At 72.6% G+C, this 18,640-nt stretch carries 10 protein-coding genes and 1 pseudogene; 5 read left to right on the forward strand and 6 right to left on the reverse strand.

Translation table 11 applies throughout. The annotated features are described in order from the left end of the window. Window positions 1–38: 38 nt before the first annotated feature. The 3 genes from mfd to ACFXGX_RS25370 form a co-directional block, all read right to left on the reverse strand. Entirely contained in the window at window positions 39–3,590 is a 3,552-nt protein-coding gene (mfd, locus tag ACFXGX_RS25360; RefSeq protein WP_384795223.1) for a transcription-repair coupling factor, read from the reverse strand. 405 nt (window positions 3,591–3,995) lie between these two features. After that, window positions 3,996–6,575 carry an ABC transporter permease gene (locus ACFXGX_RS25365; RefSeq protein WP_384795228.1) on the reverse strand — a complete coding sequence of 860 codons (2,580 nt, stop codon included), beginning with the start codon at window positions 6,573–6,575 and terminating at the stop codon, window positions 3,996–3,998. Beyond that, complete coding sequence (locus ACFXGX_RS25370) at window positions 6,572–7,360, reverse strand: ABC transporter ATP-binding protein (RefSeq protein ID WP_384795230.1); 789 nt, start codon at window positions 7,358–7,360, stop codon at window positions 6,572–6,574. The genes ACFXGX_RS25365 and ACFXGX_RS25370 overlap by 4 nt, the downstream gene beginning before the upstream one ends. Window positions 7,361–7,787: 427 nt before the next feature. On the opposite strand from ACFXGX_RS25370, the pseudogene ACFXGX_RS25375 reads away from it, so the two are divergent. From ACFXGX_RS25375 to ACFXGX_RS25385, 3 genes and pseudogenes are all read left to right on the forward strand, one after another. Continuing rightward, window positions 7,788–9,336, forward strand: a pseudogene (locus tag ACFXGX_RS25375) (MFS transporter). Window positions 9,337–9,814: 478 nt separating this feature from the next. Continuing rightward, window positions 9,815–10,369 (forward strand): DUF485 domain-containing protein, encoded by a 555-nt coding sequence (locus tag ACFXGX_RS25380; RefSeq protein WP_384795232.1) that lies wholly within the window; start codon window positions 9,815–9,817, stop codon window positions 10,367–10,369. Then, the gene (locus tag ACFXGX_RS25385; protein ID WP_384795234.1) at window positions 10,366–12,000 is read left to right on the forward strand and encodes a cation acetate symporter; all 1,635 of its coding nucleotides are present in this window, start codon (window positions 10,366–10,368) and stop codon (window positions 11,998–12,000) included. The genes ACFXGX_RS25380 and ACFXGX_RS25385 overlap by 4 nt, the downstream gene beginning before the upstream one ends. A gap of 128 nt (window positions 12,001–12,128) precedes the next feature. On the opposite strand, the gene ACFXGX_RS25390 is transcribed toward ACFXGX_RS25385, so the two are convergent. The 3 genes from ACFXGX_RS25390 to ACFXGX_RS25400 all read right to left on the reverse strand — a co-directional run bounded on the left by ACFXGX_RS25390 (window position 12,129) and on the right by ACFXGX_RS25400 (window position 17,034). Then, on the reverse strand, window positions 12,129–13,016 hold the full coding sequence (locus ACFXGX_RS25390; RefSeq protein WP_384795236.1) for a cellulose-binding protein: 888 nt from the start codon (window positions 13,014–13,016) through the stop codon (window positions 12,129–12,131). 285 nt (window positions 13,017–13,301) lie between these two features. Next, entirely contained in the window at window positions 13,302–16,040 is a 2,739-nt protein-coding gene (locus tag ACFXGX_RS25395) for an SUKH-4 family immunity protein (RefSeq protein ID WP_384795238.1), read from the reverse strand. A 7-nt stretch (window positions 16,041–16,047) separates the two neighbouring features. Then, window positions 16,048–17,034, reverse strand: a complete 987-nt coding sequence (locus ACFXGX_RS25400; RefSeq protein WP_384795240.1) for an SMI1/KNR4 family protein — start codon at window positions 17,032–17,034, stop codon at window positions 16,048–16,050. Window positions 17,035–17,263: 229 nt separating this feature from the next. Between ACFXGX_RS25400 and ACFXGX_RS25405 the strand changes: the two genes are divergently transcribed. Further along, window positions 17,264–17,767 carry a YwqJ-related putative deaminase gene (locus tag ACFXGX_RS25405; protein ID WP_384795242.1) on the forward strand — a complete coding sequence of 168 codons (504 nt, stop codon included), beginning with the start codon at window positions 17,264–17,266 and terminating at the stop codon, window positions 17,765–17,767. Between the two features lie 78 nt (window positions 17,768–17,845). Continuing rightward, window positions 17,846–18,376, forward strand: coding sequence for an SUKH-3 domain-containing protein (locus tag ACFXGX_RS25410; protein WP_384795244.1), 531 nt, complete (start codon window positions 17,846–17,848; stop codon window positions 18,374–18,376). Window positions 18,377–18,640: the final 264 nt, after the last annotated feature.

Raw genomic sequence — 18,640 nt, forward strand, 5'->3', positions numbered from 1 at the left:
CTCCCCTCGACGCGACCCCGGCGGCCGCGGCCCCGCGGCTACGACCCCAGGATCGAAGCCAGGAACTCCCCGGTCCAGCCGAGCAGTTCCCGGCCCACCAGCGGCCTTCCGCCGACCTTCGCGGTCTTCGGGCGCGGGACGAGGATCTGGTGGGCCGTCGGCTTGATGACGGTCCCCGGGTACAGGCGCTGAAGGCGAAGCTCCTGAGACTCCCTCAACTCCACCGGCGCGAAGCGGATGTTGTTGCCCTGAAGGACGATCTCGCCGACCCCGCAGGCGCGCGCGAGCATCCGCAGGCCCGCCACCAGGAGCAGGTTCTCGACCGGCTCCGGGAGCTTGCCATAGCGGTCGACCAGTTCCTCGCGTACGGCCTTGACGTCCTCCTCCGTGTTCGCGGAGGCGATGGACCGGTACGCCTGGAGGCGCAGCCGCTCGCCCGGCGCGTACTCGTGCGGGACGTGCGCGTCGACCGGAAGCTCGATCTTGACCTCCAGCGGCGGCTCCTCCTCCACCCCGCCTTCCAGGGAGGCGCGGTAGTCCGCGACGGCCTCGCCCACCATGCGGACGTACAGGTCGAAGCCGACGCCGGCGATGTGGCCCGACTGCTCCCCGCCGAGCAGATTGCCCGCTCCGCGGATCTCCAGGTCCTTCATCGCCACGTACATGCCCGCGCCCATCTCCGTGTGCTGGGCGATCGTCGCGAGACGCTCGTGAGCGGTCTCCGTCAGCGGCTTCTCCGGCGGGTACAGGAAGTAGGCGTAGCCGCGTTCCCGGCCGCGGCCGACCCGGCCGCGGAGCTGGTGGAGCTGCGACAGACCGAAGTTGTCGCCGCGCTCCACGATCAGCGTGTTCGCGTTCGAGATGTCGATGCCCGACTCGACGATCGTCGTGGACACCAGCACGTCGAACCTCTTCTCCCAGAAGTCGACGACCACCTGCTCCAGGGCCTGCTCCCCCATCTGGCCGTGGGCCGTGGCGATCCGCGCCTCCGGGACGATCTCCCTGAGCCGGGCGGCCGCCCGGTCGATGGACTCGACCCGGTTGTGGATGTAGAAGACCTGGCCCTCGCGCAGCAGCTCGCGGCGGATCGCGGCGCCGATCTGCTTCTCCTCGTACGGGCCGACGAAGGTCAGCACCGGGTGCCGCTCCTCCGGCGGGGTGGTGATCGTGGACATCTCCCGGATGCCCGTCACCGCCATTTCGAGCGTACGGGGGATGGGGGTGGCGGACATCGTCAGGACGTCGACGTTGGCGCGCAGCTTCTTGAGCTGCTCCTTGTGCTCGACGCCGAAGCGCTGCTCCTCGTCGACGATGACCAGGCCCAGGTCCTTGAACTTCGTCTCCGAGGAGAACAGGCGGTGGGTGCCGATGACGAGGTCCACCGAGCCCTCGCGCAGGCCCTCCAGGACGGCCTTGGCCTCGGTCTCCGTCTGGAAGCGGGACAGGGCCCGGACGTTCACCGGGAACTGCGAGTAGCGCTCGGAGAACGTGCCGAAGTGCTGCTGCACGAGCAGGGTCGTGGGCACCAGGACCGCGACCTGTTTGCCGTCCTGCACCGCCTTGAACGCGGCACGGACCGCGATCTCCGTCTTGCCGTAGCCGACGTCTCCGCAGATCAGGCGGTCCATCGGGACCGTCTTCTCCATGTCCTCCTTGACCTCGGCGATCGTCGTGAGCTGGTCGGGGGTCTCCGCGTACGGGAACGCGTCCTCCAGCTCGCGCTGCCAGGGCGTGTCGGCGCCGAAGGCGTGACCGGGGGCCGCCATGCGCGCCGAGTACAGCTTGATCAGGTCGGCGGCGATCTCCTTGACCGCCTTCTTGGCGCGCGCCTTGGTCTTGGTCCAGTCGGCGCCGCCGAGGCGGTGCAGGGTGGGGGCCTCGCCGCCGACGTACTTGGTGATCTGTTCGAGCTGGTCGGTGGGGATGTAGAGGCGGTCGCCGGGCTGGCCGCGCTTGGCGGGGGCGTACTCGACGACCAGGTACTCACGCGTCGCGGACTGGACGGTGCGCTGCACCATCTCGATGTAGCGGCCGACACCGTGCTGTTCGTGGACGATGTAGTCGCCGGTCTCCAGGGTCAGCGGGTCGATCGTCTTGCGGCGGCGGGCCGGCATCCGGGCGCCGTCCTTGCCCGCCGCCTTCTGGCCGGAGAGGTCGGTCTCCGTCAGGACGGCGAGGCGCAGCGCCGGGTCGACGAAGCCGTAGTCGATGGAGCCGCACGCCACGTGCACGACGGAGGGGCCGATGTCGGTGAGGTCGGTGTCCAGGCGGGCGGCGATGCCCTCGCCGCCGAGCACCTCGACGGTGCGGGCGGCCGGGCCGTGCGCCTCGGTGACGTAGACCGTGTGCCAGCCCTCGGCCAGCCAGCCCTTGGTGTCGGCGAGCGCCCGGGCGGTGTCGCCGCGGTAGGTCTCGGGGGCGTGCATGCCCAGCTTGAGGGTGTCCCCCACCCCGCCGGCGAAGGCGTCCGTGAGTTCTCCGTCGGCGGCGAACGGCGACACCGACCACCACATCATGTCCAGCTCGCGGGCCCGGTCCCGTACGTCCGCGATGGACCACAGGGAGGCCGCGCCGACGTCGATGGGGGCCTCGCCTCCACCGGCCGTCGCCGCCCAGGACGCCTGGAGGAACTCCTGCGAGGTCGCGACCAGGTCGGAGGCCCGGGTCCGTACCCGCTCCGGGTCGCACACGATCGTCATCGCGCCCTCGGGCAGGACGTCGAGGAGCAGTTCCATGTCGTCGACGAGGACCGGGGCGAGCGATTCCATGCCCTCCACGGCGATGCCTTCGGCGATCTTGCCGAGGAGTTCGCCGAGCTCCGGGTGGGCCTCGGCGAGGGCCTCGGCCCGCGCCCGGACGTCCTCCGTGAGCAGCAGTTCACGGCAGGGCGCGGCCCACAGGCCGTGTTCGGCGACCTCCAGCGAACGCTGGTCCGCGATCTTGAAGTAGCGGATCTCCTCGACGTCGTCGCCCCAGAACTCCACGCGCAGCGGGTGCTCCTCGGTGGGCGGGAAGACGTCCAGGATGCCACCGCGGACGGCGAACTCGCCGCGCTTCTCGACGAGTTCGACACGGGAGTACGCGGCTGCCGCGAGCGCCTCGACGGTCTCGCCGAGGTCGGCGCTCACGCCGGTGCGCAGGATCACGGGCTCCAGGTCGCCCAGGCCCTTGACCTGGGGCTGGAGGACCGAGCGGATGGGAGCGACGACGACGGACACCGGTCCGGTCTCGGGGTCGTCGGGGCGCGGGTGGGCGAGGCGCCTCAGGACGGCGAGGCGCCGGCCGACGGTGTCGGAGCGGGGCGAGAGCCGCTCGTGGGGCAGCGTCTCCCACGAGGGGTACTCCGCGACGCCGTCCGGCGGGAGCAGGGTGCGCAGGGCGGCGGCCAGGTCCTCGGCCTCGCGGCCCGTGGCCGTGACCGCGAGGACCGTACGGCCGGTCTCGCGGGCGAGCGCGGCGACGGCGAACGGGCGGGCCGCCGGTGGGCCGACCAGGTCGACATGCATCCGGTTGCCGTCGGCGGCGGCCTTCGCCGCCTCCGTGAGGGCGGCGTCCTTGACGACGGCGTCGAGCAGACCGTGCAGGCTCATGAAGGGCTTCCATCCCGGGGAGTGGGCAACGCGAGACGCCCGACACGTGGGACGGGCCGGGGGCATCCAGCCTACGACTCCGGGCCCGCCCGCGCGTGACCGTCCGCCGAGGGCCCGCCCCGCTCCGGGGCGACCGGCCCGGCACCCGGCCCGCCCAGGACACACCGCATCCCGAACGCGCCGCGGGGGGGCCGGGGGGGGGGGGGGGCTGGGGCCGCGCGCGCGCGCCCGCGGGGCCCGCCCCGCCCCCCCCCCCCCCGCCCGCCCCCCGCCCCACCCCCTCGCGCGGGCGGCGGGGGCGCGGGTGGGGGCTCGCCGAGGCCCCCGCCGGCCCCGCGCCGGGGCCACCGCGACCCCCGTACGCGGTGACCCCTTCGACCGCCCGCCGATCGGCCAGGACTGCTCCTAGTCGGTGGCGATCGCGTTCAGTACGTTCATCCGGCCCGCCCGGAACGCCGGGATCAGGGCGGCGAACAGGCCCACGAAGGCCGATCCGGCGAAGACCCCGATGATGGTCGGCCAGGGGATCTCCAGAACCTTCAGTCCCTCCAGGGCGAGGAGCTGCTGGGCCGTGGCGCCCCAGCCCATGCCCAGGCCGAGGCCGAGCAGCGCGCCGAAGAGGGCGATGACCACCGACTCCATCCGGATCATGCGGCGGAGCTGGCGGCGCGAGAGGCCGATGGCCCGCATCAGACCGATCTCCCTGGTGCGCTCGACCACGGAGAGGGCGAGGGTGTTCACCACACCGAGGACCGCGACGATGATCGCGAGGGCGAGCAGGCCGTAGATCAGGTTCAGCATCTGTCCGATCTGGTCCTTCATGGCCTGCTTGTAGTCGGTCTGGTCGCGGACCTGGTACTGCGGGTAGTCGTGCAGGGAGGACTTCAGGGCCTTGTACGCGCTGTCCTGCTGTCCGTCCTCGGCCGAGGCGAAGACCAGCTCGTCCAGCGGCATCTTGTCGGCCGGCACGTACTTGGCGAGCGTGGCGATGGAGATGTACTTCGAGCCCTTGTCGATGACGGCGTCGCTGCTGGTGATGGCGCGGACCGTCAGGTTCGCGGTGGCGCCGTCCTTGAAGGCGACCTTGATCTTCGACCCGAGGTGGATGCCGTGGTCCTTGGCGAACTTGTCGTGCACGGACATCGAGTCGGGCAGGTAGGCGTCCTTCAGGTCGCCGGCGACGGTCTTGGTCCGCAGGTCGGTGGCGTACGACGGGTCGGCCGCCGTGATGTCGGTGTCCTTGAGCGTCTTGCCGTCGGGGGTGGTGTAGTCGCCCTCGGTGACCCGGTACTCGGTGACCCGGGACAGCCCCGGCGTCTTCTTCACGGCCCGCACGGCCTGCGGGGTGATCGGCTGACCGCCGTCGTTCTGGATGATGAAGTCGGTGCCGACGGTCTTGTCGAGCTCGTCGGTCGCGGAGGCGACCATGGAGGAGCCGACCACGGACAGGCAGGCGACCAGCGCGAGGCCGATCATGAGGGCGGCGCCGGTGGCGCCGGTGCGGCGCGGGTTGCGCAGGGCGTTGCGCTCGGCCAGGCGTCCCACCGGGCCGAACGCCCGCAGCAGGACCGCGCCCAGGACGCGCACCACACCGCTCGCGAGCAGCGGGCCGATGACGACGAACCCGAGCAGGCTGAGCACCACGCCGAGGCCGAGCCACATCGAGCCCTCGCTCGCCTTGGTGGCGTCGGCGGCGAGGTAGAGGCCGAAGCCGCCGGCGCCGGTGAGGAGCAGGCCGAGCACGGCCCGTACGACTCCGGCCTTCGCGTCGGCGGGGGCGCCGGCGTCGCGCAGGGCGGCCATCGGGGAGACCTTGCCGGCCCGGCGGGCGGGCAGATAGGCCGCCAGGACCGTGACGACGATGCCGAGCGCCATGCCGATCACCGGGGTCGTCCAGGCCACCGTCAGGTCGTCGGTGGACAGGTTCATGCCGGTCATGCCCATGAGCTTCATCAGGCCGACCGCGATGCCGATGCCCGCGCCGACACCGAGGACGGAGCCGACCGTGCCGAGGAGCAGTGCCTCGACCAGGACCGAGCGGTTGACCTGCTTGCGGCTGGAGCCGATGGCCCGCATCAGACCGATCTCGCGGGTGCGCTGGGCGACCAGCATCGAGAAGGTGTTGATGATCAGGAAGATGCCGACCAGGAAGGCGATCCCGGCGAAGCCGAGCATCGCGTACTTCATGACGTCCAGGAAGCCGCTCACGTCCTGGCTGTTGGCGTCGGCGGTCTCCTTGGCGGTCTGCACCTTGAAGTGGCCGCCGGTCGCGGCCTTCACGTCCTGCTTGAGCCGGGCGTCGCTGACTCCGGCGGCCGCGGTGACGTTCACGTTGGTGTAGACGCCGGTCCGGCCGACGAGCGTCTTCTGTGCGGTCGGCGTGTCCAGGTAGAAGATCGCCGCGCCGGGGTTGGTGACGGTGAAGTGCGCGATGCCGGAGATCTTCGCGGTGTGCGTGCCGACGGCGCTGATCACGCCGATCTCGTCACCGAGCTTCAGGTGGTGCTTGTCGGCGGTGTCCTCGTCGACCATCACCTGGCCGGATCCCTTCGGCGCCGTGCCGGAGGTGATCTTCATGGTGCGCGCTTCGTTGGCGTTCCAGCTGCCGACGATGGTGGGCGCGCCGCTGGAGGGCGACAGGTTGTCCTTGTCGGCGTCGACGACGGTCACGGCGCTGGAGAAGACCGCGCCCTCGGCCGACTTCACGCCCGGCGCCGACCGCACCTTGTCGAGCACCGAGGCGGGCATGACCGGCGGCTTGCCGTTGCCGGACGTCGTCTCACCGGTGTCCGAGGCGCTCTTCGCGCTCACGGTCACATCGGAGGAGGTGGCCGCGAACAGCTTGTCGAACGTCGTGTTCATCGTGTCGCTGAACACGAGCGTCCCGCAGACGAAGGCCACCGACAGCAGGACGGCGACGGCCGACAGGGCCATGCGTCCCTTGTGCGCGAAGAAGTTGCGCATCGAGGTCTTGAGGACGGTCATGACGTCCGCCCGCGGGAGTCGAAGTCCTTCATGCGGTCCAGGACCTGATCGGCCGTCGGCTGGTGCATCTCGTCGACGATCCTGCCGTCCGCGAGATACAGCACACGGTCCGCGTACGAGGCCGCCACCGGGTCGTGCGTGACCATCACGATGGTCTGGCCGAGGTCGTCGACCGAGCGCCGCAGGAAGCCCAGCACCTCGGCGCCGGCCCGGGAGTCGAGGTTTCCGGTCGGCTCGTCACCGAAGATGATCTCGGGGCGGGCCGCCAGCGCCCGCGCCACGGCGACGCGCTGCTGCTGGCCGCCGGAGAGCTGGGTCGGGCGGTGCTTGAGCCGGTCCTTGAGGCCGACGGTGTCCACGACCTGGTTCAGCCAGGCCCGGTCGGGCTTGCGGCCCGCGATGTCCATCGGGAGCGTGATGTTCTCCAGGGCGTTCAGCGTCGGCAGCAGGTTGAACGCCTGGAAGATGAAGCCGATCCGGTCCCGGCGAAGCTGCGTCAGCTTCTTGTCCTTGAGCCCGGTGATCTCGGTCTCGTCGAGGAAGATCTGGCCGGAGGTGACGGTGTCGAGCCCGGCGAGGCAGTGCATGAGGGTGGACTTGCCGGACCCCGACGGGCCCATGATCGCGGTGAACCGGCCCCGCGCGATGTCCACGTCGACCTGGTCGAGGGCCACGACGCGGGTCTCCCCGGACCCGTACGCCTTGACGACCTGTCGCGCCCGCGCGGCGACGGCCGTACGCCCTCCAGTGCTCTCGTGCCTGGGAATGCTTACAGCCGATGTCACGGTATGTCTCCTAAGTCGGCCGACAGGGGGACCTGCCGGGCTGCGAAAGTCTGTGAGCGGGTGCGACGGCCGCGGAGGTCCACGCCGTTCGGACGCGGTGCGCCGGCCACGTCCGTAAGTCTGCTGCCGCCGGGGGGTCGTACGCGCTGGTGCACGGCCCCGTCTTCTGCTGGGGAAAACCCCACCCCCGGAGGTGCGGTCCGTACGACCGGAGCGCGACTCCGACGACGTAAAACCAGGTTAAGAACGGCTTCGGCCCGTCTCCTCCTCCGACGGGACGAACCCTCCCCGAGCCCTGGTACGGAGATCCCCCTAGGGGTTCTCCACCCTCCGGTGGACAACCCCTCGGGGTCGGGTCCACCCCCGGGCCCACACAGCCTCCACCCTCCCCCGGCGTGAGGCTCAAGTGGGAAGCTGGCCCCGGCAGATGGATGCAGGGGGAAGGAATCCCGTGGGCGAGGGGAACACCGGGACACCGGTCGTACGGGAGCACGCCGCCCGCGCGGACCGGGCCGAGACCCGGCGGCGGCGCGCCGTCGTCGCCGCGCTCATGCTGGCGATGGGGCTCGCCGCCCTCGACTCCACCGTCGTGTCCACCGCCGTTCCGCAGATCGTCGGCGACCTCGGCGGCTTCTCGCTCTTCTCCTGGCTGTTCTCGGGCTACCTGCTGGCCGTCACGGTCACGCTCCCCGTCTACGGCAAGCTCTCCGACACCTTCGGCCGCAAACCGGTCCTCATGGCGGGCGCCGCGCTCTTCCTCCTCGGCTCCCTGCTCTGCGCCGGCGCGTGGAACATGGCCGCGCTCATCGCCTTCCGCGTCGTCCAGGGCCTGGGCGGCGGCGCCCTCCAGGGCACCGTGCAGACACTCGCCGCTGATCTGTACCCGCTCAAGGAACGCCCGAAGATCCAGGCCAAGCTGTCCACGGTGTGGGCGACCTCGGCCATCGCGGGCCCCGCCCTGGGCGGCCTCCTCGCGACGTACGCCGACTGGCGGTGGATCTTCCTCGTCAATCTGCCGGTGGGCGCCCTCGCCCTGTGGCTGATCGCCCGTCATCTGCGCGAACCGCAGCGGACCGTCCCCGGCCGGCGGCCGCGGATCGACTGGGCGGGCGCCCTCGCGGTGTTCGCCTGCGGCGGTGTCCTGCTGACCGCGCTCGTGCAGGGCGGTGTCGCCTGGGACTGGCTCTCGGCCCCCTCGATCGCCCTGTTCACCGCGGGAGCGTGCCTGCTCGCGGTCGTCGTGGCCGTGGAGCGGCGCGCCGCCGAACCGATCATCCCCGGCTGGGTGTGGCGCCGCCGGACGATCGCCGCGGTCAACCTGGCGCTCGGGGCACTGGGACTGCTCATGGTCGCGCCCACGGTCTTCCTGCCCACCTACGCGCAGGCGGTCCTCGGCCTCGCCCCGGTCTCCGCCGGATTCGTGCTCTCCGTATGGACGTTGAGCTGGCCGGCGTCCGCGGCGCTGAGCCAGCACGTCTACCGCCGCATCGGCTTCCGGCGACACCGCCGTGCTCGGCATCGGCACGGCGGGTCTGCTCCTGCTCGCCTTCCCCTTCCTGCCCACCCCGGGCGAGCCGTGGCAGCCCGTCCTGCTGATGCTGCTGCTGGGCGGCGCCCTCGGACTCTTCCAGCTCCCCCTGATCGTCGGCGTCCAGTCCACCGTCGGATGGGCCGAACGCGGCACGACCACCGCCTCCGTCCTGTTCTGCCGGCAGACCGGACAGACCCTCGGCGCCGCCCTCTTCGGCGCCGTCGCCAACGGGGTGCTCGCCGCGCGGCTCGGCGGCGCCGGAGATCTCGACGCGGTGACCCGCGCGCTGAACTCGGGCACCCCGGACGGGCAGTTGCGCCACGCGGTCGCCGACGCGGTGCACGCCGTCTATCTGGGCGCCGCCGGTGCCGCCGCGCTCGCCTTCCTGGTCCTGCTGCTCGTCGCGCCGCGCCGCTTCCCGGTCCTCGACGACCCGACGGACTGACCCCGGCCACCGGTCCTCGGCGACCCCGCGCACCCGCAGCCGAAATCCGGCGGAAGGGGCCGTGCCGGTACATCGATGCCCGTCGCCACCACGAACCACCCGCACCCGGGATCCGGCGCAAGGGGCCGTGCCGGTACATCGATGCCCGTCGCCACCGACGCCCACCCCTCACCCAACGGCGACGGGCTGATGCACCGGCTCGGCCCCGACCCACCCACCGGACGGAACCGCGGTAGGCCGGACCCCCCGCCGAGCACCCGCTTCCCCACGCGAAATCCGAAGAACCTTCAGGGCCGCTCCAGGAGAACTCCACAGGTAAACGCGGGTAACACCCCAGGTCACCGAAGTAAGCGCGTACCGACCGCCCAGTTCGGCGAAAGGGTCGCGCCGCCCCGCTACCTACGAGTAGCGTGCGCGCTGCTCACCCCCCGCTCCCTGCGGTCCCGCCCCGGACCCGAGCCACGCAAGGAGAACCGGGATGCCCGACACGTTCTCGTCCCCCGAGCACCCAAGGCCCCGCCGGCAACAACCGCACCAACGCCCCTACTCGCCGCCCCCGTCCCCACGAGCCCCCCTCTACCAGCCGTACGAGCCCTACGCGGACGACCCCCTGCACCCCGGCCATCCGCCCGAGCCGGCCCCCGACCCCACCCGGCTGACCTACCCCTGGCAGCCCCGGCCCCGGCCTCCCGAGCCCGAGCGGCGGCGGATGCCACGCCAGAAGCCCCTCGGACAGCACAGCGACATCAGACGCCTGCGCGGCGCCTACCGCCGCCAGCGCCGCGTCGCGACCCTCACCGCACTCGGCTACTTCACCCTCTTCCTCATCCTGTCCGCCTTCGCGCCGTCCCTGATGACGAGCACGGTCTCCGGCGGACTGTCGACCGGCCTGCTGCTCGCCCTGCTCCAGGTCCCCGTCACCTGTCTGGCCATCGCCCTGTACGAGCACTCCGCGCGCCGGCGCCTCGACCCCATCGCGGACCGGATCCGCAGACAGAGCGAACTGGACGCGAAGCGGGAGGCGGCGCGATGACGGGATTCACCACGTCCGCCCAGACCATGTCGCTCATGGCGTTCACGGCCGTCGCCACGGTCACCCTGCTGCTGTGCGTGATGACCGGCCCCGACCGGGACGACCTGGACGAGTTCTACACCGGCTACGGATCGCTCTCCCCGATGCGCAACGGCCTCGCCATCGCCGGGGACTACATCTCCGCCGCGAGCGTGCTCGGCACGAGCGGCGTCATCGCGCTGGCCGGCTACGACGGCGTGGTCCTCGCTCTGAGCACGGCCCTGTCCCTGATGCTGCTGATGTTCCTGCTGGCCGAACCCCTGCGCAACGCGGGCCGGTTCACCATGGGCGACGCCCTCGCGCGCCGCATGCCCGGCCGCGCCGTCCGCAACACGGCCTGCGCGGTGACCATCGTGGCGCTGCTGCCCCTCATGCTGGTCCAACTCGCGGGAGCGGGCGACCTGCTGGCGTTCATCCTCGGCTTCTCCGCCGACTCCCTGAAGACCGGCTGCGTCATCGGCCTCGGCGCGTTGATGATCAGTTACGCGGCGATCGGCGGCATGAAGGGCACCGCCCTCATCCAGATCCTGAAGATCGTGATGCTGCTCGGCTCGGGCGCCGTGATCGCCGTCCTCGTCCTGCAGCGCTTCGACTGGAATCCCGGCACCCTGCTGGCCGCCGCGGCCGGCAACAGCGGTGTGGGCGACGCCTACCTCCGCTCCGGTCTCCAGTTCGCGGGAGGCGCCAGCCCCCGCCTGGACATGATCACCTCGGAGCTGACGGTCGTCCTCGGCGGCGCCTGCCTCCCCCACATCACCATGCGCATGTACACCGCGGACAGCGCCCGCCAGGTACGCAGGTCACTGTCCTGGGCGGTGCCGTGCGTGGCCCTGTTCGTCCTCATCGTCAGCGTCGTCGGCTTCGGCGCCACGGCCCTGATCGGCCGCGACGCGATCGCGACGGCCGACCCGCAGGGCAACACCGCCTACCTGCTGGGCTCCCAGGCCGCCTTCGGCACCTCCGTCTCCACCGCCGAGACCCTGCTGTTCACCACCGTGACGACAGCGATCTTCCTCACGCTGCTCGCGTCCGTCGCCGGGATGATCCTGGCCTGCGCCAACTCCCTCGCCCACGACGTGTTCGCGCACAGCCGGCTCTTCCGCGGCCGCCGCCGCGACGACGAACTCTCCCCGCGCCGCGAGATGCTCCTCGCCCGCATCTCCGCGTTGGCGGTGGGGGCACCGGCCATCCTGCTCGCCACCCTCGTCCAGCATCACAGCCTTCAGCCCCTGGTCACCCTGTCCTTCTGCCTCGGTGCCTCCGCGATCGCGCCCGCGCTGGTCTACGGGCTCTTCTGGCGCCGCTACACCCGCGCCGGCCTCCTCGCCACCCTCATCGGCGGCACCCTCACCGTCCTCGTCCTCATGCCGGGCACCAACCTCGTCTCCGGCTCCCCCACCGCCGCGTTCCCGGACGCCGACTTCAACTGGTTCCCGTTCACCACGACCGGCATCGTGTCGATCCCGCTGGGGTTCGCCTACGGATGGCTCGGGACCGTGGCCTCGGGCCGCCGCAAGGCGGGAGAACAGCGAAAGCAGTACGAAGCGGTGGAGGGGTGGATTCTGGCGGGGGCGATACGGAGGGGAAGATAGAACCGGAGACCGGAAACCGCGCCACGGAGCGGTGGATACCGGGACCGCGTAGCGGTGGAAGCCGGGACCGCGTAGCGGTGGAAGGCCCCCCGCGTCCCCCCGCTCCGGGGGGAAAGACCTGATGCCACCTACTCCGCCGGGGCCCGCCCGGTGAGAGACTCAAGACTGCTCTGTACGTGCTCCATCTGCGCCCGCACGTGATCCCACCGCTCCCCGTACTCCCGCAACACCCGATCCGTCTCCCGGGCGATCCGCTCCTCACTGACCCGCGCCTCGGCGACCAGCTCCGCGCCCCGTGCCCCCGCGTCCTCCTGCCGGTGCCGGTCCCACTCCTTCACCTCCGCGAGGGCCCGCTCGGCCCGGGCGAGCGACTCCCCGGCGCGCGCCTCACGGTCGAGCAGCCCGGCCTCCGCCGCGGCCGCGCGCTCGCCGGCGGCCCGCTCGAACTCCGCCCACCGCGCGGCGTGCTCCGCCTCCTGCCCCGCGACCAGGACCTCCGCCCGCCGCCGCACCTCGCGCAGCGCCGTGAGCACCTCCCCCCGGTTCTCCTTGATCTCCCGCCGCGCGGAGACGCGCACCTCGTCGGCCTCGGCTCGCGCGTCGGCCAGCCGCCCGAGGGCCCACTCCTCCGCCTCGCCGCGCACCTCGTCGGCGTACGCCCGCACCGCCTCCCGTACGTCACACCCCACCGCCTCGGCCATCTCGGCCTCCGCCCGGGCCTCCCGCCGGGCCTCCTCCCGCAGGGTCTCGGCCTCCTCCTCGCCGAGCTCGAAGATCCGGCGCGCCCGCTCGCCGAGTTCCTCGTACGTCTGGGGGGCGAGCCGTGTCACGGCCTCCCGCAGCCCCTCCGCCTCGGCCTCCATGTCCTTCGCCAGCACGGTGAGCCGGGCGGCCCGCTCCCAGGCGGCGTCGCGGTCCCTGGAGAGCGCCGCGGCGTACACATCGACCTGTTCGGGACGGTAGCCACGCCCCCGTACGGCCACGAAGCCGTGCGGCGACACCCGTGTGCTGCTCATCCTTGGACCCCTCTCCGCCCGACCCACACGAAAAGACGATTTCGCGCACATCTTGATGGATCACGCGGAAGTGTTCATAACGCGACACTCCGCCCACCCATTCGGCCGGAACCGGTTCACAGGCATGTCATTCGAGGTCAGCGACGGCGATACGGACGAATGGATGAGGCGCCCGACCCGTGATCCGGGCCGAGCGCCTCATCCGTACCGCTGTGTCCTGTCCGTCCCGCAGTGCCACGGCAAGCCGCCGCCGGCGTCTGCCGGACGGCAATGGTCGGCCGGGCCCTAGAGCAGCCCGTCCCACATCTCCTCCAGCAGGACCGACCACCAGCTCTCCGGCGAGGCCAGGGCCGCCGGGTCGAGCGAGGCGAGCTGGGCCTGGAAGTCGACCGTCCAGCGGCCCGCCTGCTCCTGGTTGAGACCGAACCGCAGCCGCCACATCCGGCCGAGCAGCGCCAGACAGCGCGCGAACTCGGGCAGACCGGAGTTCACGAACTGCGGCGGCACCGGGGCACCCCCGGGACCGGCCTCCACCGGCACCGCGACGATGTTCGCCGTGCCGTACTGGACACAGATCGCCTTGCCGAAGTCGCTGCCCATGACGAGGTACGAGCCCGCGTCGTGGGACGCCGCCACCCCGCGCTCCTGCGCCAGTTCGGCGAGCGTGGGCACCGGACGGCCCGGCTGGGACTGCGCCCAGAAGAACGGGCCCATGTCGACCGGCAGCCCCGCCACGACCAGGGTGTGCGCCACGATCGGCGGCACACCCTGCCGCGACACGGCCGCGTGGTCGAACCGGAAGACCCCCGGCCCGAACGCCGCCGCCAGCTCCTGCGCGATCGCCTCCGGCGGGACCGGCGGCGCGGGCTGCACCGGCGGAATCGGCGCCCGCACCGGCGCCGGACGCGCCGGACCATCCGCGACCTGGTGCAACTCGCTGTGATGCGCGAGGAGTTGGTGCATGCCCTGCTGCCGGCTCGCGTGATCCGTGCCGTACGGCGCGATGCTCGTGATCCGCGCCTGCGGGAAGGTCTCCCTGATCATCCGCGCGCAGTACGCGCCCGGCAGCTCACAGGACTCCAACTCCGTGTGCAGCTCCAGCACTTGCTGCGGCGGTACGTTCATCGCGCGCAGCTCGTGCAGGATCTGCCACTCCGGGTGCGGCATACCCGGCGCGGACCGCCGGATGAGCTGCTGCTCGGACCCGTCCTGCGCCCGGTAGCGCAGCACGGCCTGGTAGCCGGGTCCGACGGTCGGCTGCCCCGTCTGCGGATACCCGTACGCCGGCTGCTGTCCCGGCACCGGCTGACCGGGCACGGGCCGGCCGGGCAGCGGCTGCGGGGCGCCCTGCGGCATCCCGGGAGCCTGCGGAGGCTGCGGCGCACCGGGGCCACCGGCCGGAGGGGCGAACATCGTCGCCGCGTGGTGCACCTCACCGGAGGGCGTGCCCACCGGAGCGCCGGGCGCACCCGGAGGCTGCGGCGCGCCCGGCCCGCCCACCGCGGGCCCGGCCAGCATCGTCGCGGCGTGGTGCGCCCCGCCCGGAGGAGGTGTGGCGCCCGGCGGGGCCGGCACACCGGGAGCGGCCTGCTGCCAGGGCGCGCCCGGAGCGCCGGGCGCACCCGGAGGCTGCGGCGCGCCGGGGCCGCCCACCGCGGGCCCCGCCAGCATCGTCGCGGCGTGGTGGACACCGCCCGGAGGCGGCGTGGCGCCGGGCGGCGTGGGTGCGCCGGGCACTCCCTCGGGCCCGTCCGGCCCGAGCTGCGAGACGAGTTGTGTGGGCACGTAGCCGCCCGCGGGCGCGCCCGGTCCGGGCGGCGGAGGCGTGGGCCGCGCTCCCGGCACACCCGGCGCGCTCGGCGGATGCGGAGTGCCCGCAGAGGCGCCGCGCGACGCACGGGGCGGCTGCGCCTTGCTGGTCGCGGCGTCGGCGATGTCACCCGCGTTCGGCGGCAGCGGCCGCGACGGCACCGCGGGCGGCGGCGTACCGGGGGCACCCGGAGCCGACGGAGCACCGGGCGGCGGAGTGCCCGGTCCCGCGCCGGGGCCCTGCGGATAACCGTAGGCCGAGGCGTCCGGCACACCGTGGCCCGACGAACCACCCGACGGCGCGGGCGGGTTCGGGCCTCCGGCGACGGGCGCCACCGTCGTGCGCGGGAGTCGGCTGCCCCCGGAGATCATGGCGGTCTGATCGTGCGCGGCCATCGGCGGCGGAGTGTGCGGGTCGTCGACACCCGTCAGCGGCGGGGCGAACACGGTCGCGGGCAGCGGTACGGAACGGTCGTCGCCGGGATCGGCGTTCGTGTCCGTTCCCGCCCACGGGGTCGCGTCGGCGGGGACGGCCGGCCTCATGTCCTGCCGGTCCGGGACCTCGTCGCCGGTCGCGGCGTCCGGCCACGGTGTGGCACCGCCGGGAACCGGAGCGGGGGAAGCGGAGCCCGGCGAGGGCGCACCCGGCGTGGTCGCCGGGGAAGCGGCGTGCACTCCCGGCGTGGCCGCGGCCGCGTGCTCCCCGGAGTCCACCGGCGCACCCGAAGGCGAACTCCCGCCCGCGGCGGCCCCGTTCGCGGAGCCGCCCGCCGAAGCGGCGGCGGGACGGGACCCGGCCCCGTCGGAGCCGGACGATCCCGACCCCGCACGCCGGTCCGGGATCCCCATCCTGTCCGCGGCCTCCTGCAGCCACTCCGGAGGACTCAGCAGGAACGACGTCTGGTTCAGATCGACCCGGGCCGGGGGCGCCGGCGCCGGTTCGGGGGCCCCGGCCGGCCCCCCGTACTCCTCCTCGTACCGGCGGATGACCTCACCCACCGGCAGCGCGGGCCACAGCGTGGCCTCCCCGCTGTCCCGCGCGATGACGAGCCGCTGCGCGCCCCCGTCGGAGCGCGGCCCCTCGGCACGGTCCTCCGCCCATACGACGAAACCGAGTTCGAACTCGCGCACTCGCACCTCACGGTGCTGGTACCCGGGAACGTCCCCGTTGATCCATTCTTCCGCGCGCTCCTGCGCCTGCGCGAAGGTCACCATCGCAACCTCACTCCCCCACCGAAGAGACGGGCACGGCGTGAGCGAAGCCGCCGTCCACCATCAGATTCGCCACCGTCTCCAGCTCCGGCGGATTGCCCGCGAGCCGCGACAGGAACTGGTCGAAGTCGTCACCGCACGGCAGCAGCAGCCGCTGCACCCGCTCGGCCGCCGGCCACTCGTCCTGGTCACGGGCGTCGTCGAACGCGCAGAACCAGACCGAACCGATCCGGTCGCCCTTCACCTTCACGGCCAGCAGGCCGCCCTGCACGAACCCGACACCCAGGTAGTCCTTGGTCAGATGGTCGCGCAGACACTTGTTGACGTACACCAGGTCGTTGACCGCTGCCTCGTCGCGCACGGTGAACAGCGGCTGGTCCACCAGCAGTCCGAGCTCCGCGTCGAGTGCGGCACCGACCGGAGCGCACCCGCCCGCGGCCTTCAGGAACGACCGGTAGGCGCCGGGCAGCCGGTAACCGAGGTCCTCCTCGACCGCCTGCACCTGCTGCTCGGTCACCGCGACCGAGGACTTCGGCAGACCGAAGTGCGCGGGCCGCGTCTCCTGCAACGGCCGCGTCCCCCGCTTGGAATGGTCGACGGCCGCGGTCGCGACACCGCCGTGGTGCCGCAGCAGCGCCTTCACCTCGACCGGCACCAACTCGAGCCGCCGCGTGCCCGCCACGTGGTGCCACGTCCAGCCGTGCGGAGTCGCCACCGAGGGGATCGTGTCCCACAGCTCGTGCCCGGACGCGGCGAGCGCGGCGTTCGCGGAGACGTAGTCCGTCAGCCTCAACTCGTCGACGCCGAAGCCCTCCGGGGGCTCGGCGATCTCCGCCGCGGCACGCGCGTAGAGCGAGAAGTCGGGATAGCCGCGCTCGTCGATCCGCACACCTCTGGGGTGGCGCGCTGCCCGGACCGGATCCGGGAAGTGCACGACTTGCCCGGCGTAGGCCGCGTTCGGCGGCGCGGCTTGTTGCCCGAGCCGACCTGTCGTCATGGCGGTTGCCCCCTGCGGCGTCTTCAGTAGCTGGATGGAGCGCGGATGTCGACAGCCTATTCGGTTGTACGACACGGGTCACCGGGCCTCCGGTTCCGTGACCAGCCGTCACCCCGCCGTGACCGTATGCCGAAGACCTGGCGTGTCGCGGCGCCCCAGCTACCGCTCCCGCCATGGCATTTGGCAGTCTGTCTCCGCACCGGGGGATGCACGGGAGGGAAAGACGATCATGAACGCGACGCATACGGGCACGTCCGGGGACCCCCGGGTCGGCTGGAGCAGCGCCGAAGCGCTGCACGCTCCCGCCCTGCTGTACCGCCGCGACGGCATACTTCCCACCGTCGCCGCCGCCCTCTCCGTCCGCGGCGCCACCCTCACCGGCACGGCCGCCCGCGGCGACCAGCCACCCGCCCTTCACCCGCTGGTCCAGGACTTCCTCGACACCCTCACGAACGCGCAGCGCGACCGCTTCACCGGCCGCTGCGCCGAGGCGATCCTGATCTCCCGGCAGATCGTCTCCGCCGACGCCGAACGCAGCAGGCGCGCCGGCCGCAAGCCGATGACCAACGGCGAGGCCCGCAAGGCCCTCAAGGGAGCCAAGCTCACCGCGCGCCGCATCCGCGAGGACGGCGACCCGCTGCACGGCAGCTTCGCCCCGCCCTGCCGCTCCTGCACGGCGCTCAGCGGCCACTTCGGCGTACGCATCGTCGACCCGGCCGCACCGGACGCCTGAACTCCCCCTCCCCCGCGAACGTACGTATGACGGCGTCCCGCGACGCCGATGTCCCATCCCTCGACGAACGAAGGGCAGATGCACTCCGAACGCTCCTCCTCCAGCCTCTTCTCCCCAGCCGGACAGGGGGGACCTCCGTCGCGCTTCCCCGAGCCGGTGGACGCCGCACTGCGCTCGGCGGGATGGCAGCCGGGACGCTGGGACATAAAGCAGGCCGAGTACTGGGCCGACGAGCTGCGCGGACACGCGTCGCCGGCCGGGCACCGGCACTCCGTGTTCCCGGCGGCGGTCGAGGCCTGGGCGGAGTTCGGGGGGCTGCGGGTCGGCGCCGCGGGGCCCGGGCGCCAGGTCGCCCCCGCCCTGCTGGATCTCGATCCGCTGCACGGGCTGCACATGGCCCGTACCCTCGGCGATCTCGGGCGGGCGCTCGACACCGAGGTCTGCCCGCTGGGCGAGGAACCCGACTCCCACGCGCTGCTCGCCATCGACGCCGAGGGCCGGGTCTACACCCTCGACCACACCGGCGACTGGTACCTGGGCCCCCACATCGACGCGGCCCTGACCACCCTCCTCACCGGCACAGCCCCACCCCGCCTGACCACGGCGTGACCCCGACCAGCCTGACCACGGCGTGACCCCGACCAGCCTTCTTCGCCCCCTCCGCCCCTACCCGTCCCATACCCGGGGCTCCGCCCCAGACCCCGCTCCTCAAACGCCGGAGGGGCTGAATCTCAGCCCAGACACGATGCACCGGCAGCCGGGATCCGGCGCGAGGGGCCGTGCCGGTACATCGATGCCCGTCGCCACCGACGGTCACATCTCCGTCCAACGGCGACGGGCTGATGCACCGGCACGGCCCCGACCCACCCACCG

This window comes from Streptomyces sp. NPDC059371, from assembly GCF_042751995.1.
Lineage (GTDB): Bacteria > Actinomycetota > Actinomycetes > Streptomycetales > Streptomycetaceae > Streptomyces.

What these genes read in the sequence shown, in the direction of transcription:
- ACFXGX_RS25385 (WP_384795234.1), top strand. Translation starts at nt 10,366, where the DNA reads ATGACGGGATTCACCACGTCCGCCCAGACCATGTCGCTCATGGCGTTC.
- ACFXGX_RS25380 (WP_384795232.1), top strand. Translation starts at nt 9,815, where the DNA reads ATGCCCGACACGTTCTCGTCCCCCGAGCACCCAAGGCCCCGCCGGCAA.
- ACFXGX_RS25400 (WP_384795240.1), bottom strand. Translation starts at nt 17,034, where the DNA reads ATGACGACAGGTCGGCTCGGGCAACAAGCCGCGCCGCCGAACGCGGCC.
- ACFXGX_RS25405 (WP_384795242.1), top strand. Translation starts at nt 17,264, where the DNA reads ATGAACGCGACGCATACGGGCACGTCCGGGGACCCCCGGGTCGGCTGG.
- ACFXGX_RS25365 (WP_384795228.1), bottom strand. Translation starts at nt 6,575, where the DNA reads ATGACCGTCCTCAAGACCTCGATGCGCAACTTCTTCGCGCACAAGGGA.
- ACFXGX_RS25410 (WP_384795244.1), top strand. Translation starts at nt 17,846, where the DNA reads ATGCACTCCGAACGCTCCTCCTCCAGCCTCTTCTCCCCAGCCGGACAG.
- ACFXGX_RS25390 (WP_384795236.1), bottom strand. Translation starts at nt 13,016, where the DNA reads ATGAGCAGCACACGGGTGTCGCCGCACGGCTTCGTGGCCGTACGGGGG.
- mfd (WP_384795223.1), bottom strand. Translation starts at nt 3,590, where the DNA reads ATGAGCCTGCACGGTCTGCTCGACGCCGTCGTCAAGGACGCCGCCCTC.
- ACFXGX_RS25395 (WP_384795238.1), bottom strand. Translation starts at nt 16,040, where the DNA reads ATGGTGACCTTCGCGCAGGCGCAGGAGCGCGCGGAAGAATGGATCAAC.